We start from the raw sequence: 16,852 nt of genomic DNA on the forward strand, positions 1-16,852 counted from the left end.
ATAAAAAAACAATACATAAAGGGCTAATGCCCTTTTTTTTATTTCAGTAAGACTTGAAAGGGGCTTATTTAGCTATTTGTTAATTTTTGACCATATTTATTGAAAATACTTTATAAATAATGTATAATTAAGTAATAAAATAAAAAAAGGGAGACATCTTATGGAATTAAGAGATTTACAATTAAATACCTCAGAATATTTAGATAAAAAAGTAAAACTAGATGGTTGGGTAAAAAAAATAAGATCACAAAAAAAGTTTGGATTTATAGAGTTTAATGATGGTACATATTTTCAAGGAATACAAGTTGTATTTGATGAAACTTTAGAAAATTTTGAAGAAATTTCAAAGTTATCAATATATTCTTCAATTTCTGTTGAAGGGACTTTAATTAAATCATTAGGTAAAGGTCAAAGTTTTGAAATTAAGGCCGATAATATTTCAATATATAACAAGGCAGATATTTCTAATCCATTACAAAATAAAAGACATGGTATGGAATTTTTAAGAACTATAGCACATTTAAGACCAAGAACTAATACATTTAATGCAGTTTTTAGAGTTAGATCATTACTTGCACATGCAATACATAAATTCTTCATGGAAAGAAATTTTGTTTATGTACAAACACCAATATTTACTAGTACAGATGCTGAAGGTGCTGGAGAAATGTTTCAAGTTACAACACTTGATTTAAATAACTTACCAAAAAATGAAGAAAATATGATAGATTATAAACAGGATTTCTTTGCTAAACCTTCATTTTTAACTGTTACTGGTCAATTACATGTTGAAGCTTTTGCATCAGCATTTCATAATACTTATACTTTTGGACCTACATTTAGAGCAGAAGAGTCATATACTGCAAGGCATGCTGCTGAATTTTGGATGATAGAACCTGAAATTGCTTTTGCTACTTTAGAAACAAATATGGATATAGCAGAATCTATGATTAAATATATTATTAAATATGTTATGGATAATGCACCACTTGAAATAGAATTTTTTAATACATGGATAGAAAAGGGACTAATAGATAAATTGAATTTAGTAGTAAATAATGATTTTGGTCGTGTTACATACACTGAGGTTATTGATATACTTAAAAATTCAGGAGTAGAATTTGAAATTCCAGTTGAATGGGGAATGGATTTAAAAACAGAACATGAAAGATATTTAGCAGAATGTGTATTTAAAAAACCTGTTTTCGTTACAGATTATCCAAAAGATATTAAGGCTTTCTATATGAAACTTAATGAAGATGGTAAGACTGTAAGAGCTATGGATTTATTAGCACCAGGTATAGGAGAAATAGTGGGTGGAAGCCAAAGAGAAGATGATTATGATAAATTAGTTAATATAATGGAAGAAAAGGGACTAAATATAGAAGAATATTCATGGTACTTAGATTTAAGAAAATTTGGATCATTTCCACATTCAGGTTATGGTTTAGGTTTTGAGAGAATGTTAATGTATATTACAGGTATATCAAATATTAGAGATGTATTAGCATTCCCAAGAACAGCAAAAAGCTTAGAATATTAAGAGGAGAAAATATGAAGAAGATATTTCTTGCACTACTTATTATACCTTTATTTCTTAAAGGTGATTTTTTGGAAGAACTTCAAAAAATTGATCTTCTTTTACAAAGAGGGCAATACAAAGAAGCATTGCAAAAAGGAAAAGAATTAGCACAAACTGAAATTACAGAAGATGATAAAAACTCTCTTCAAAATTTATTATCGGTTATAGAAAGAAAAATAAGATCTGAATCTGGAAATTTATCAGATAGAGTTTTTAATAATACAGGTGAAATTAACTTCACAACTAATGAAGCTACTAGAAATGGATCTTCAGATGTTTTTTCAACTGGAACATTTGCTTTTCCAGGGGATGTATTAAATGATGCTTCTAAATATCAAGAATATGTTGATTTTGAAAAAGAAGTTTTAGAAAGTGATAACACTGAAAATATATATACTTTATCTACAATATATATGAGAAGTGGATTATATGAAAGAGCTATGAATTTAGGTCTTAAAACTAATGAGATTAGAACAGTATATAATTCGGCATTAGGAGCAAGATTAATTGGTAAATATGATACTGCAATTAAACAATATCAAAAAATATTGTATTCAGATCCTTATCATTTAAATTCTTTATTAGGACTAGGTCTTTCTTATAGAGGTTCTGGAGATAAAAGTAATGCTATAAAATATTTAGAAAAATATTTAAGTTCTGGAGGAACTAATTCAAATATTGAAACAATAATACAATATTTAAGTAGGTAAGTATTATGGGGTGGATTAAGTTGAGTAAAATATTAAAAGAAGATATATGTGTGGAAATTATGAAAAGGTATAATAATATTTTTCATGCTATAGATGATTTTAAGAAATATAATTTAAATCAAATGATTTTAAGTAAATTGTTAAAAGCAGCAAAAGAAGATGATAGGTATTATATAACTAAATGTATGGAAGAAAATATTAAGATATTATCATTTAAAGATAAAAATTATCCTAAAAAAATGATACAATCTGGTTTTATTTTTCCATATATTTATTTAAAAACAAATATAGATATTAATAAATTAGAGAATATATTAGCTTTTAGTTCAAATTATGATTTGATAGATAATTCTAAAAAAATATTAAATGATACATTAGAATTAAATGCTAATATATCATTAAGTTTAGTTACTGAAACTGATGCAGATAAATATATTCAAAAGAAATTTCTATCTAAAAACAATAATATGATATATATCAATTCAAGAGATTTTAAGTATATACCAGAATATTATGATTTAGATAAAGATATTTTAATTTCAATAGAACCTTTTGAAAATTTAAGAAGTAAAAAAAATATTTTGAAATCTACTTGTTTACTTGCAAGTATTAGTGATTTTTTATATATACCAGAAAGCGTTTTAAGTTCAAGAGCAATGATACTTTCCCAAATAATGAATGGAATGGGTAAGGAAATATTTGCGAGTACTTCATATGGAAGTAGGTATTCAGGATGCAACTATATTTTAAGAAATAATATTGCAAAGCTTGTTATGAGTAAAGATGATATAAATAAAGAGGTGAATAATGTCTAAAAATTTAGTAATAGTGGAGTCTCCATCAAAAGCAAAAACAATAGAAAAAATATTAGGATCAAATTATGAAGTTCTTGCATCAGTGGGACATTGTATTGATTTACCAAAAAGTAAAATAGGTATAGATATACAAAATGATTTTAAACCAGATTATAAGATAATAAAGGGTAAAAAAGAAATTCTTGAAAAGTTAAAAGAAAAATCTAAAAAAGCTAGCAAAGTTTTCCTTGCTTCCGATTTAGATAGAGAAGGTGAAGCTATAGCATGGCATATCTCAAAATATATCGATCAAGATTCTAAGGTTAAAAGAATAGAATTTAATGAAATTACAAAAACTGCAATATCAAATGCAATAAGACATCCAAGAAATATAGACTTAAATTTAGTTAATTCACAACAAGCAAGAAGATTATTAGATAGAATAGTGGGATATAAGATATCTCCTTTATTATGGCCAATAGTTGGAAAAAAAGCATCAGCAGGAAGAGTACAATCTGTATCACTTAAATTGATTTGTGATTTAGAAGAAGAAATAAAAAACTTTGTATCACAAAAATATTTTGAAATAGATATTTTAATAAATAAAGATATTAAATTAAATCTTAGTGAAATTAATGGTGAAAAAATAGATAAAATCTTTGATGAGCAAAAATTTAAAAAAGCTCTTTTAGATTTAGAAAATAGTAAAGTAATGATAGATGATATAAAAATATCAAAAAAATCTCAAAAACCACCAGTTGTATTCAAAACTAGTACTTTACAACAGCTTGCATCATCATATTTAGGATTTAATGCAACTAAAACTATGAGAGTAGCTCAAAGGCTTTATGAAGGATTAAATATTGATGGTGAAAGTAAAGGGTTAATTACATATATGAGAACAGACTCTATAAGAGTTTCTGAAGAAGCTAAATTTGAAGCAAAAAAATATATAGAAAAAAAATATGGAAAAGAGTATGTAGGTAATTACTATGTATCTGGAAATAAAAATATACAAGATGCTCATGAAGGTATAAGACCTACAGATATTAAATTATCTCCTGAAAAAATAGAAAAATACTTAACTAATGAGGAGTATAAGTTATATAAATTAATTTGGGAAAGATTTTTAGTTTCACAATTTGCTAATGTAAAATACAATCAAATGCAGATTATAGCATCAAAAGATGAATATATATTTAAAGGGAGTATAAATAAAATTATTTTTGATGGATATTATAAAATATTTAAAAGTGAAGATATGATACAAACTAGTAATTTTCCTGAATTAAAAGAGAATACTAAGTATGATATTGATGAAATTTTAACTAAAATGGGGGATACAAAACCACCTGCGAGATATTCTGAAGCATCATTAATAAAAAAACTTGAAAGTTTAGGTATAGGAAGACCTTCTACGTATGCAAGTATAATTGATGCAATTAAAGAAAAAAAATATGTTGATATAGTTGAAAAAAGATTGGTACCTACAGTATTTGGAAAAGAAGTAAAAACATTACTTGAAAATAATTTTAAAAATATTATGAATGTTAAATTTACTGCTAGTATGGAAAATAAACTTGATGATGTAGCGACGGGTAAAACTTTTTGGATTGATTTGCTTAAAGAATTTTATAACCATCTATTAATTGAAATGGATGTGTATAAACAAAAAGTTGATGAACTTAAAAATAAAGTTATATACACTGATATGGAATGTAGTAATGGTAAAGGTAAAATGATACTAAAAAGTGGAAGTTTTGGTAAATATATAGTTTGTGAATTTGACAGTACGGAAAAAATTTCTATACAAGGTATAGAGTTAAATGAAGAAGATTTAAGTAAAGATGTAGTTGAGATAAAAGATAAAGTAAAAGAATTATTGGAAATAAAAAAAGGTTTTAAAACTGATATGTTTACTCCTAATGGAAGCCAATATTTGTTGAAAATTGGAAGATTTGGAGAATATCTTGAAAGTGAAGAATATGAAAACGATAATTTAAGAAAATCTTTAACTAAAGATTTAAAAACAAAAATTAAAAAAGGAACTTTAAAACCTGTAAATGGAGTATATTTATTAAAAGAATATTTTGATAAATTAGATAATGAAAATGAAAAAATACTTGAATATGCAGGGAAATGCGAAAAATGTGGTAGTGAATTTAATATTAAAATTGGAAGATATGGTAAATTTTTAGCATGCAGTGGTTATCCTAAATGTGAAAATATAAAGAAAATACCTAAATCTGACAATGTTAAAAAAAGAGTTTCTAAGAATAAAACTAAAGCTACGACTACAAAAAAAATTAAAAAGAAATAGAGGACTTTATGGATAAATTATTAGAAAAGTTTTTATATTTTCAAGAAGTCGTTTTGAATAAAAGTTTTAATACTGTTAAATCATATAAAAAAGATTTAGAGCAATTTATAGAATATTTAAAAAATAATGAAGGTATAGAAGATTTTAATAAGGTAGAAATATTTACCTTTAGATCTTTTATAGCTTATTTAAATATGGAACTTCAAGTTAATAAAAGAAGTATTAATAGAAAATTATCGGCAATTAGAACCTTTTTTAAATATTTACTTGAAAATGACCATATTATTGAAAATAAGGCTGTATATATATCAACACCTAAATTTGAAAAACCATTACCTAATTTTTTAACTAGGGAAGATATAGATAAATTAAGAAGTGTTATTAAACTAGAAAAAATTACAGGTTTAAGAGATAGAGCAATAATAGAATTACTTTATTCAAGCGGTTTACGTTCAATGGAATTGCTTGATTTAACTGAATATACAATAGATTTAAAAAATAGGGAAGTAAGAGTTATAGGTAAGGGTAATAAAGAAAGAATATCTTTTTTTAGTAATAATGCTCAAAAATATATATCAGAATATATTGAAAGAAAGAAAAAAGAATACAAAAACTATAGCAAAGATGTCATATTTGTTAATAAAGATGGGAATAAGTTAGATTCAAGATCTCTAAGAAGATTAATAACAAGTTATTCTATTAAAGCTGGAATAAATAAAGAGGTTACACCTCATATATTTAGACATAGTTTTGCAACAGAACTATTAAACCAGGGTGTTGATATTAGATTTGTTCAAGAATTACTTGGACATAGTAGTATATCAACTACACAATTTTATACTCATATAAGTAAAAATACATTAAAGGATGCCTATATGAAATCACATCCTTTTGCTACTAAAAAATAGGAGAGAAAATGAAAAAAAAATGTAAAGGTTGTGGATTAACATTACAATCAAATGATCCTAAAATTGAAGGATATATACCATATGAAAAATTAATTTCCAATGATGAAATAATTTGTAAAAGATGTTTTAGATTAAAACACTATGGTGAAAATTTAGAGAAAGAAGAAGATAAATTAAGTTATCAAATAGAAGTGAAAAAAGCTATTAAAGAAGCAGATATAGTTATACCCATATTTGATATTATTGATTTTGAATCTTCATTTACTACTGAAATTATAGATTTACTTGAGGATAAAACTATACTTGCAGTGATAAATAAAATAGATTTATTACCTAAATATATACATGTAGCTGAGATATCTAAATGGGTTAAATATTATTTTTCAGAAAATAATGTATATCCTGAAGATATTGCATTTATTTCTGCTAAAAATAGATATGGAGTAAATGGAATATTTAGAAAAATACAGTATATAGCTAAAAATATTTTGAAAAAGAATCTAGATAGTAATATTAAAATTGCTGTTATAGGTGTATCAAATGTAGGTAAATCGAATCTTATAAACCTATTACTTGAAAAAAATATTAGCACAGTTTCTAAATTTTCTGGTACTACAAAAAAAATGTTGGTAAATAAGAAAAAAACTAAGGAATATATGTTAACAATAATGGATACTCCTGGATTAATTCCTGATGGTAGATTATCTGATTTATTAAATTCAGATATTTCATATAAATTAGTACCTAGTGGTGAAATTTCAAGGAAGACCTATAGACTTAAAGAAAAACAAGTATTTATGTTTGAAAATTTAGCATATTTTGAAATCAAAAATATACCTGAAAATAAGTCAAGTGCTATAATTTCTGCCTATGCTTCAAGGGAAGTTAAATTCCATATTACTAATATGGAAAAAGCAAAAGAATTATTGAAAAATGGATTTTTTAACTTTTTAGATGAAGAAAACTATAATAAATATTTTTCAAATGAGTTTATAAAAAAAGATTTTGTAATAGAAGAAAATGAAGATTTTGTATTCTCTGGGCTTGGATGTATTGAAGTTAAAAGAGGTCCATTAGAAATATCGGCATATTATCCAAAAGGAGTAAAAACATTAGTAAGAAAAAGTATATCTAAAGATTCTGATTTTGAAGAAGAAATTGATGAGGATGATTTATTGTGGTAAGAATTTTAAGAAAAATAATAGTAGTTTTAATATTATTAATATTAGCTTATTGTTATTCAACTAATAAAATATATGATTTAAGTACTAAAGAAATGGTAAGTAGATAATGAAAGTTGCTGTACTTGGAAGTAGCAGTAGTGGTAATTCAACGTTTGTAGAAGTTGGTGGAGTAAAATTATTAATAGATGTAGGATTTAGTTTAAAAAAAATAATTGAAAAACTTGAAAGTATTAATGAAAAATTAGAAGATATTTATGCTGTTTTCATAACTCATGAACATATAGACCATGTTAAATCATTAGGACCATTACTTAGGAAAACTAATATATTAGTATATATACATGAGGATTCATATAACGAGATAAAATCAAAATTAGGTAAACATGATGAAGAAAAAGTAATACTTTTAAATAAAAGAGAAGTATATATTGGTAATGCATGTATAATAAATTTTGATTTGACACATGATTCAAAACATTGTTTAGGATTTTCATTTATAGAGAATAATAAGAAATTTGTATATATAACTGATGCAGGATATGTTACTAAAACTATGGAGTTTCACTGTAAAAATGCAGATGTAATAGCTATAGAAAGTAATTATGATTATGATTTATTGATGTCAGGTTCTTATCCTTGGGATATAAAAAGTAGAATTAAAAGTAAATTCGGTCATTTAAGCAATCAAGATTGTTTGAAGTTATTAAAAAATATTTATACAGAAAAATTAAAAAAAATATTTCTAATGCATTTAAGCGAAGAAAATAATATGCCTTCACTTGCAATGCATAATATAAGAAAAGAGTATAAGAATATTAATATAGAAATTTCAGATGAAAATGTTACTAGTATTTTTGAAATTTAGGGGGAAATATGTGGAAAGAATTAGAATATAGGATAAGAACATTAAGTGTTTATAGAAGCTATAAAGATAATACAGAAATTATGTTAGGTCAGGGTAATAGAAAATCTAAAATAATGTTAATATTACCTGATATAGAAAAAGAAGCTTTAGAAAATGGAAATATACTTGATAGTAATAGTGGTAAAGTTATACAAAATATTTTTAAATATTTAGGTATAGACCTTGATAATATTTATATTACTTCATTATATAAATTAGATAAAAATTTTATTAGATATGATTCAAATATTATAGAGGAATTATTAGATGTCCTTATAACAGAAATTATGTATGTTGATCCTAAATATATAGTAACTATAGGTGAAGAAGTATTTAATATATTGATATCAGATGCTTTAGGAAAAGATAATAAAAAAATGAATGTTAATATAAATAAATGTGTAGGAAATATTTATGAATATTTTGAAAAAGCCCTAATCCCTATATATGATATACCGTATATATCTAAGGCAAAAAAAGAAGAAAAATTTAAGATAGTAGAAGTACTAAAACTAATTAAGGAGAAAAATAAATGATAGGAATTGGAATAGTAGGATTACCTAATGTAGGTAAATCCACATTATTTAATGCCATAACTAAAACACAAAATGCAGAAGCTGCAAATTATCCATTTGCTACTATAGAACCAAATGTTGGTATCGTTTCTGTACCAGATCAAAGGTTAAATGAAATTGCAAAAATAATTAATCCTAAAAGAATACTAGGAGCTTCTGTAGAATTTGTTGATATAGCTGGACTTGTAAAAGGTGCATCTAGTGGTGAAGGATTAGGAAATCAATTTTTAAGTAATATTAGAAATACTAAAGCTATATGTCAAGTTGTAAGATGTTTTGAAGATGAAAATATTATACATGTTGAAGGTAGTGTAGATCCAATTAGAGATATTGAAATAATTAATAGTGAATTAATTTTAGCTGATATAGATACTGTTGAAAAAGCAATAGTAAAAAATTTAAAACTTTCAAGAACAAATAAAGATGCTAAGATATTAGTTGATACTTTAGAAAAATGTAAAAAAGTATTAGAAGAGTATAAGATGTTATCAAGCTTTGATTTTACAGAAGAAGAATTAAATATAATAAAAACATATCAGTTTCTAACATTAAAACCTATGATGTTTGGATTAAATATATCTGAAGAAGATTTAGTAAATGGAACCGAAAATGAACATATGAAAAGAGTTAGAGAATATGCTGAAAGTATAAATGCAGAATGTGTTTCTTTTTCAGCTAAGGTTGAATCAGAATTAATAGAAATAGAAGATGAAGATGAGAGAAATGAATTTATTGAAAGTTTAGGAATAAAAGAACCTAGTTTAAATAGATTTATAAGAGCAGGATTTAAATTACTTGGATTAATTTCATATTTTACTGCAGGAGAACAAGAAGTTAGAGCATGGACTATAGAGAAAGGAACTCTTGCACCTAAAGCAGCAAGTGAAATACATTCTGACATAGAAAGAGGATTTATAAGAGCAGAGGTTGTTGCATATGATAAATTCATTGAATATAATGGATGGACAGGAAGTAAAGAAAAGGGTGCAATGAGGTTAGAAGGAAAAGAGTATTTAGTTAAAGATGGAGATGTAATGTTTTTTAGATTTAATGTATAAAGGATGGAAATATATGTATGATTTATTAGTTGTAGGGTGGGGAAAAGGTGGAAAAACTTTAGCAGGAATTTTAGCAAATAAAGGTAAAAAGGTTGCTGTAATAGAAAAAGATCCTAAAATGTATGGTGGAACATGTCCTAATGTAGGATGTTTACCTACAAAATCAATGGTTCATAGATCTAAGTTATTAGTAGGAATTGAATCATTAGGTGTAAAAAGAGATTATGAGTTTAATAATATGATATATAAAAACTCATTATTAGAGAAGAAAAAGCTTGTTAACAAAGTTAATACAGCTAATTTTAATTTATTAAATAATAATGAAAATATTAAAATATATAATGGAGAAGCTAAATTCATATCAAATACTGAAGTTATGGTAAATGGTGAGATTTTAACATCTAAAAATATAGTTATTAATACAGGTTCTAAGACAATAATGCCTAGTATTAAAGGAATAGAAAGTAATAAAATATTAACAAGTGATAATGCATTAGAGCTTGAAGTATTACCTAAAAAATTAGCAGTTATAGGTGGGGGATTTATAGGTATTGAATTTGCAAGTTATTTTAATAATTTCGGTTCAGATGTTACAGTGTTTGAAAGTATAGATGAATTTATGTCTAGAGAAGATAAAGATATATCTGAAACTGTATTTAATATATTGGTTAAACAAGGTATTAATTTTAATTTTGGAACTAAAGTATTAGAATTTAATGAAGTCTATGATAAGGTAGAAGTTAAATTCGAAAAAGATGGAAAAGTTAACTCTGATATATTCGATAATGTTTTAATTTCTATTGGTAGAGATCCTAATACTTATGGATTGGGATTAGAAAATACTGATATTGAACTTTCAAGTAGAGGAGAAATAGTTGTAAATGAATATTTAGAAACTACAGTTTCAGGAATATATGCCTTAGGTGATGTAAAAGGTGGAGAAATGTTTACAGCAGTATCTCTAGATGATAGTAGAATAGCTCTTCCTAGAATGTTAGGAGAAAAAGGAAGAAGTCTTAAAGAAAGAAGAAATGTACCTAAGGTTTTATTTATTGATCCAAGTTATGCACAAGTAGGACTTAATGAAAAACAAGCTAGCGAAAAAGGTATTAATTACATAGTAAAAAAATTGCCTACAACTGCTATACCTAAATCTTTAGTTATAGGGGAAACTGAAGGATTTACTAAGGTGTTAATTAATGAAAATGATGAAATAATTGGAGCATTTATAATTAACTATGAAGCTCATGAAATGATAAATTTATTAGCACTTGCTATAGATCAAAAAATTAAATATCAGGTTTTAAGAGATTTAATTTATGCTCATCCTATATTTACAGAAGGACTAAATGATATTTTAAAATAAAGTAGGAGGATTAAATGGAATTTATGATGACATATTTAAAAAAAATATTTGATTTAACTTTTATTCTACATTGGTTAGAAAATAATTTATTTAAATTATTAATAGGATTAGCTGTGTTAATTTTCTATAGAAAAATAGTTGATTCTACTTTACAATTATTAGATAAGGTTTTATTTTCAAAAATAAGAGATCATGGTTTAAGAAGTTTCTTAAAATCATTTTTAAAAGTATTTATACATATAGTGTTACTTAATTTAATTATAGGTTTATTTGGATTTAACTTAACTTCTGTATTTGCTTTAGTTGGAGCACTTTCAGTAGTATTAGGGTTTGCATTTAAAGAAATTATTCAAAATATTTTTGGCGGGATAATATTGTTGGTATTTAAACCATTTAAGGTTGGAGATGTTATACAATATAATAGCTATATTGGTACCGTTAAAAAAATAGAAATTTTTTATACAAGACTTATTAATTTTCAAAATGAAACAGTAATAGTTCCTAATGGATTATTAATTAATAATGAGATAAGAAATATAACAGCTCAAAATAGAAGAAGATTAGATTTAATAATTTCTGTATCATATGAATCTAATTTAGCTCAAGTTAAAGAAATATTAGAAAAAATTGTAGCTGATTGTGAGTATGTACTTAGAGGTAAAAATGATAATGTAACTATAGGTATTGGTGAACTAGGAGCTTCATCAATTAACTTTACAACTAATGTATATGTTTTACCAGAACATTATGTGTTGACTAAATTTTTCATACTTGAAGAAGCGAAAAAAAGATTTGATGAAGCAGGTATATCAATACCATTTAATCAACTTGATGTATATATTAAAAATAAATAGAGGTTATTATGGAATTAATTAGATTTGAAAATTATGATTATACAAGTAACACATATATTATAATAAGTGATGATAAAACATATATAGTTGATCCGGGATCTAAAGATATGAATAGAATATTAGAATATATTAAAGAAAATAATTTAGATTTAACAGCAATACTTTTAACTCATGGTCATTTTGATCATATTTTGGGTTTACCTATGATACTTGAATTTAAAAATGTTCCAGTATATATGCATGAAAATGAAAAAGAATTTTTATATAATGATAAATTATCATTACTTTCATGGGCAGAAACTAATCAAAATTATTTAAATCCATGTTTAGAAAATGTTAATGTATTAACATTAAAAGATGGAGATAAAATAGATAAATTTGAAATAATACACACACCAGGTCATACTAGTGGTTGTATATGTTATCATAATAGAGAAGAAAAAATATTAGTTACAGGTGATACCTTATTTAAAAATACTTATGGTAGAGTTGATCTTCCTACTGGAAATTCAGAGGATATGTGGAAATCTATAGCTAAGATATTAAAATTAGAAAGAGATACAGTCATTTATCCTGGACATGGAGATAGTACTACTGTAGGTATGGAATATTCATTTTATTATTCAGCATATTAAATGAAAAAATTAAGATGATTTTAAATTTAGAATCATCTTTTTATATATTTATATTATTAATAATAACTATATAATATATATATTTTGTATATTTCTTGTATTATGATACAATACATTTATTAAAAAATAAAGGAGGAATCAGTAATGAAAAAAATAATATTATCAGTTTTAACACTTTTTATGTTGTTTAGTTGTGGTAATAAAACAGAAGTTGATGTAAAAGGAGGAACTGAGTCTATTATTAAAATTGGTGTTCCTGAACCTTTAACTGGAGATTTATCTCAGTATGGTGTCGCAATAAAAGAAGGTATAGAATTTAAAGTTTCTCAAATAAATAATGAGGGTGGAGTTAATGGTAAAAAGATAGAGTTAATAGTTGAAGATACTAAAGGAGATTTACAAGAAGCAGTAAATATAATGAAGAAGATGATATCAGTTGATAAAGTTGATGCAGTATTAGGTGAGGCAATTTCAGCAAATTCATTTGCTATAGCAGAACTTGCTCAAAAGGCTAAAATTCCTATGATAACACCAGCAGGAACAAGATTTGATATTACAGAAAGTAAAGATTTTGTTTTTAGGGCTACATTTACAGATCCATTCCAAGGAGAAGTGTTAGCTAAATATATTAAGAAGTTAGGATACTCAAATATAGCTGTTTTAACAAATACATCAAGTGATTATTCAGTAGGAGTTGCTAAGAGCTTTAAAGAAGTTGCAGATAAGATTAACTTAAAATATGATGAACAAAAGTATACTAAAGAAGATAAAGATTTTAAATCATTATTAACAAATATAAAGAACTCTGGATTTGATTCAGTTTTAATCCCAGATTATTATAACACAGTAGGTTTAATTTTATCTCAAGCAAAAGAGTTAGGGCTTAATGTTAAATTTTTTGGTGCAGATGGATGGGATGGAATACAAACAGATTTCGTTGATGTAGCTGAAGGAGCAATATTTACAACTCAATTTGATATAAATGATAGTTCAGAATTAAGTATGGAATTTATTTCTAAATTTAAAGAAAAATATGCTAAAGAACCTAATCTATTTACAGCACTTGGATATGATGCGGCTACTATTATTATAGAGGCTTTAAAATCTGTTGAAAATCCATCAGATCATATTTGGGTTAAGGAAGCATTAAGTAATGTTAATTTGGAATTAATTACAGGAAAATTAGAATTTGATGCAAATAGAAATCCTAAGAAAGTAGTTTCTTTCTTAACAATAGAAAATGGAAAATTAGTATTAAAAGAAAAATTCTAAAGTTGTGCTCTTAATGGGCACAACTTTTTAAGGAGAGAAGATGTTTAAAAATTTTATAGATCAAACAATAAATGGTCTGCAAACAGGTAGTATATATGCATTGATAGCTTTAGGATATACCATGGTTTATGGGATAGTTAAACTAATTAACTTTGCTCATGGAGATATATTAATGATAGGGGCATATATTAGTTTTATGGCTGTAAACAGAGGATTTAATTTAACTACAGCTTTAATAATATCTATAATATTTTGTTCTATTTTAGGTATAGTTATGGAAAGATTAGCATATAGACCATTAAGAGATGCATCACGTATGAATGTATTAATTACAGCTATAGGATTAAGTTTTTTACTTGAAAGTTTAGCTTTAATATATTTTGGAGCTTCTCCAAAAATTATTAAATCTGAATTTATACCTAAATACTTATCAAGTTCAGAATATATAAGTATTTTTGGTATTAGAGTTAGTAATTTAAGTTTTTTTGTAATTATAGTTACCTTATTTTGTATGTTTTTATTACATGTATTTATTAAATATACTAATTTAGGTAAGGCAACAAGAGCAGTATCTCAAGATATATCAGCAGCGAAACTTATGGGGATAAATACAGATTTCACTATATCTTTAACTTTTGCTATAGGTTCAGCATTAGGATCTTTAGGTGGATTAATGTATGCACTTACTTATCCAAGAATAGATCCATATATGGGATTATTGCCAGGACTTAAAGCATTTATTGCTGCTGTATTTGGAGGAATAGGTAATATACCAGGAGCAATGGTAGGTGGATATGTAATGGGATTAATTGAAACATATGTGAAAGGATATATTTCATCTACTTGGGCAAATCCTATAGTATTTATTTTATTGATTATTATCCTATTATTCAAACCTAATGGATTATTTGGTAAGAATAGAAAGGAAAAGGTTTAAATATGAAAAATAAGAAAAGTTTAAAATTAAATAAAACTAACTATATATTAGGATTTTTAATGATATTGTTTACATATCTAATATTACAATATTCTATAATAGATGATGGTATTTTTAGCTATAAGGCGAGTATTTATATAAATATATTGATATATATTTTATTTGCTTTAAGTATAAATATTACAACAGGAGTTATGGGTGAACTTAATTTAGGACATGCTGGATTTATATCTATAGGAGCATATTCATCATCTATTTTTTCTAAATATTTGTATAGTTTTAATTTAAATCCTTTATTACATTTAGTGATAGTTTGTATATTTGGAGCAGTAATTGCAGGACTTTTTGGAACTTTAGTTTCTATGACAACTCTTAGATTAAGAGGAGATTATTTAGCTATAATAACACTTGCATTCGGGGAAATATTAAAATATATTATACAAAATATAGATTTTTTAGGTGGAGCAGCAGGTTTAAATGGAATACCAGATATAATTAATTTTAGTTATGTATTTTTAATAGTTGTTGTTTCTTCTATATTAATGATAATGATACTAATATCTAAAAAAGGAAGACAATTATTATCAATAAGAGAAAATGAAATAGCTGCTGAGAATATGGGAGTTAATATTAATAAGGTTAAAATTTATGGATTTACTCTTTCTGCATTCTTTGCGGGTATAGGTGGGGCCTTATTTGCACATAACCTTGGAAGTTTAACTCCAGATAAGTTTAATTTTGTATTTTCTATAGAAATATTAGTAATGGTAGTTTTAGGTGGTCTTGGAAGTATAACTGGAGCTGTTGTATCAGCAACTTTTCTAACTTTATTAAATGAGCTTTTAAGACAAGTATCAGAATATAGATTTTTAGTTTATTCAATTATATTAATAAGTTTAATGATATTTAAAAAAGATGGTATTTTAGGAACTAATGAATTTACTATACCAGCTTTATTAAAATGGTTAAAAGATATTAAACAGAAGGTGATAAAATGAAGTTATTAGAAACTAAAAATTTAACATTAAAATTTGGTGGATTAACTGCTGTTAAAGGTGTTAATGTAGAGATTAATGATAAGGAATTGATAGGATTAATAGGACCTAATGGTGCTGGTAAAACTTCATTTTTTAATTTATTAACAGGAGTATATAAGCCAAGTGAAGGAGAAATATTTCTAAACGAAGTTAATATTTCTTATATGAAAACTCATAAAATAGTTGCTCTTGGGATGTCTAGAACTTTTCAAAATATTAGGTTATTTAAGCAATTAACAGTACTTGATAATATTAGAATTTCTTTAGATCAAAAAAAGGATTATTCAACATTAGATGCAATGTTTAGAACAAAAAAATTTAGAGAATATGAATATGAAAGTATAAAAAAGGCAAAATCAATCTTAAAAATATTTGATTTAGATGAAATATCAGAACATAGAGCAGATTCATTATCTTATGGTAATCAAAGAAAACTTGAAATTGCTAGAGCACTTGCTTGTTCTCCTAAATTATTATTACTTGATGAACCAGCAGCAGGAATGAATCCTAATGAAACCTATGAGTTAATGAAAATAATAGAAAAGATAAAAAATGAATTTAATATTTCGATATTATTAATAGAACATGATATGGATTTAGTAATGGGTATTTGTGAAAGAATTTATGTACTAAATTTTGGAGAGATAATTGCAAGTGGTAAACCAAGTGAAATACAGAATAATAAAGAAGTTATTAAAGCATATTTAGGAGATTAA

16 protein-coding genes are annotated in these 16,852 nt (G+C 25.1%); all 16 read left to right on the forward strand.

The annotated features are described in order from the left end of the window. Nucleotides 1-160 precede the first annotated feature (160 nt). Complete coding sequence (gene asnS, locus BUE91_RS03360) at nucleotides 161-1,543, forward strand: asparagine--tRNA ligase (RefSeq protein ID WP_073507955.1); 1,383 nt, start codon at nucleotides 161-163, stop codon at nucleotides 1,541-1,543. Nucleotides 1,544-1,554: 11 nt separating this feature from the next. Then, the gene (locus tag BUE91_RS03365; protein ID WP_073507956.1) at nucleotides 1,555-2,292 is read left to right on the forward strand and encodes a tetratricopeptide repeat protein; all 738 of its coding nucleotides are present in this window, start codon (nucleotides 1,555-1,557) and stop codon (nucleotides 2,290-2,292) included. 20 nt (nucleotides 2,293-2,312) lie between these two features. Then, a complete protein-coding gene (locus BUE91_RS03370; RefSeq protein ID WP_073507957.1) occupies nucleotides 2,313-3,107 on the forward strand; it encodes a hypothetical protein in 795 nt (264 codons plus the stop codon). After that, the gene (gene topA / locus BUE91_RS03375) at nucleotides 3,100-5,406 is read left to right on the forward strand and encodes a type I DNA topoisomerase (protein WP_073507958.1); all 2,307 of its coding nucleotides are present in this window, start codon (nucleotides 3,100-3,102) and stop codon (nucleotides 5,404-5,406) included. Before BUE91_RS03370 ends, topA begins: the two co-directional genes overlap by 8 nt. Before the next feature lie 8 nt (nucleotides 5,407-5,414). Continuing rightward, a complete protein-coding gene (xerA, locus tag BUE91_RS03380) occupies nucleotides 5,415-6,314 on the forward strand; it encodes a site-specific tyrosine recombinase/integron integrase (RefSeq protein WP_073507959.1) in 900 nt (299 codons plus the stop codon). 8 nt (nucleotides 6,315-6,322) lie between these two features. Continuing rightward, nucleotides 6,323-7,498 (forward strand): GTPase, encoded by a 1,176-nt coding sequence (locus BUE91_RS03385; RefSeq protein WP_073507960.1) that lies wholly within the window; start codon nucleotides 6,323-6,325, stop codon nucleotides 7,496-7,498. A 106-nt stretch (nucleotides 7,499-7,604) separates the two neighbouring features. Next, nucleotides 7,605-8,363: an MBL fold metallo-hydrolase gene (locus tag BUE91_RS03390; protein WP_073507961.1), complete on the forward strand. Its 759-nt coding sequence runs from the start codon at nucleotides 7,605-7,607 to the stop codon at nucleotides 8,361-8,363. A gap of 8 nt (nucleotides 8,364-8,371) precedes the next feature. Then, nucleotides 8,372-8,938, forward strand: a complete 567-nt coding sequence (locus BUE91_RS03395) for a uracil-DNA glycosylase family protein (RefSeq protein WP_073507962.1) — start codon at nucleotides 8,372-8,374, stop codon at nucleotides 8,936-8,938. Beyond that, nucleotides 8,935-10,035, forward strand: coding sequence for a redox-regulated ATPase YchF (gene ychF / locus BUE91_RS03400; RefSeq protein ID WP_073507963.1), 1,101 nt, complete (start codon nucleotides 8,935-8,937; stop codon nucleotides 10,033-10,035). The genes BUE91_RS03395 and ychF overlap by 4 nt, the downstream gene beginning before the upstream one ends. Then, entirely contained in the window at nucleotides 10,028-11,401 is a 1,374-nt protein-coding gene (locus tag BUE91_RS03405) for a dihydrolipoyl dehydrogenase family protein (protein ID WP_244889885.1), read from the forward strand. Before ychF ends, BUE91_RS03405 begins: the two co-directional genes overlap by 8 nt. Nucleotides 11,402-11,415: 14 nt before the next feature. Further along, nucleotides 11,416-12,255: a mechanosensitive ion channel family protein gene (locus BUE91_RS03410; RefSeq protein ID WP_083573761.1), complete on the forward strand. Its 840-nt coding sequence runs from the start codon at nucleotides 11,416-11,418 to the stop codon at nucleotides 12,253-12,255. An 8-nt stretch (nucleotides 12,256-12,263) separates the two neighbouring features. Beyond that, nucleotides 12,264-12,890 (forward strand): MBL fold metallo-hydrolase, encoded by a 627-nt coding sequence (locus BUE91_RS03415; RefSeq protein WP_073507964.1) that lies wholly within the window; start codon nucleotides 12,264-12,266, stop codon nucleotides 12,888-12,890. Between the two features lie 144 nt (nucleotides 12,891-13,034). Next, on the forward strand, nucleotides 13,035-14,162 hold the full coding sequence (locus tag BUE91_RS03420) for an ABC transporter substrate-binding protein (protein WP_073507965.1): 1,128 nt from the start codon (nucleotides 13,035-13,037) through the stop codon (nucleotides 14,160-14,162). Between the two features lie 40 nt (nucleotides 14,163-14,202). Then, a complete protein-coding gene (locus tag BUE91_RS03425) occupies nucleotides 14,203-15,099 on the forward strand; it encodes a branched-chain amino acid ABC transporter permease (protein ID WP_073507966.1) in 897 nt (298 codons plus the stop codon). Between the two features lie 2 nt (nucleotides 15,100-15,101). Then, a complete protein-coding gene (locus BUE91_RS03430) occupies nucleotides 15,102-16,097 on the forward strand; it encodes a branched-chain amino acid ABC transporter permease (protein ID WP_073507967.1) in 996 nt (331 codons plus the stop codon). Then, nucleotides 16,094-16,852 carry an ABC transporter ATP-binding protein gene (locus BUE91_RS03435; RefSeq protein WP_066899529.1) on the forward strand — a complete coding sequence of 253 codons (759 nt, stop codon included), beginning with the start codon at nucleotides 16,094-16,096 and terminating at the stop codon, nucleotides 16,850-16,852. Before BUE91_RS03430 ends, BUE91_RS03435 begins: the two co-directional genes overlap by 4 nt.

Source organism: Streptobacillus notomytis (assembly GCF_001902585.1).
Classification (GTDB): domain Bacteria; phylum Fusobacteriota; class Fusobacteriia; order Fusobacteriales; family Leptotrichiaceae; genus Streptobacillus; species Streptobacillus notomytis.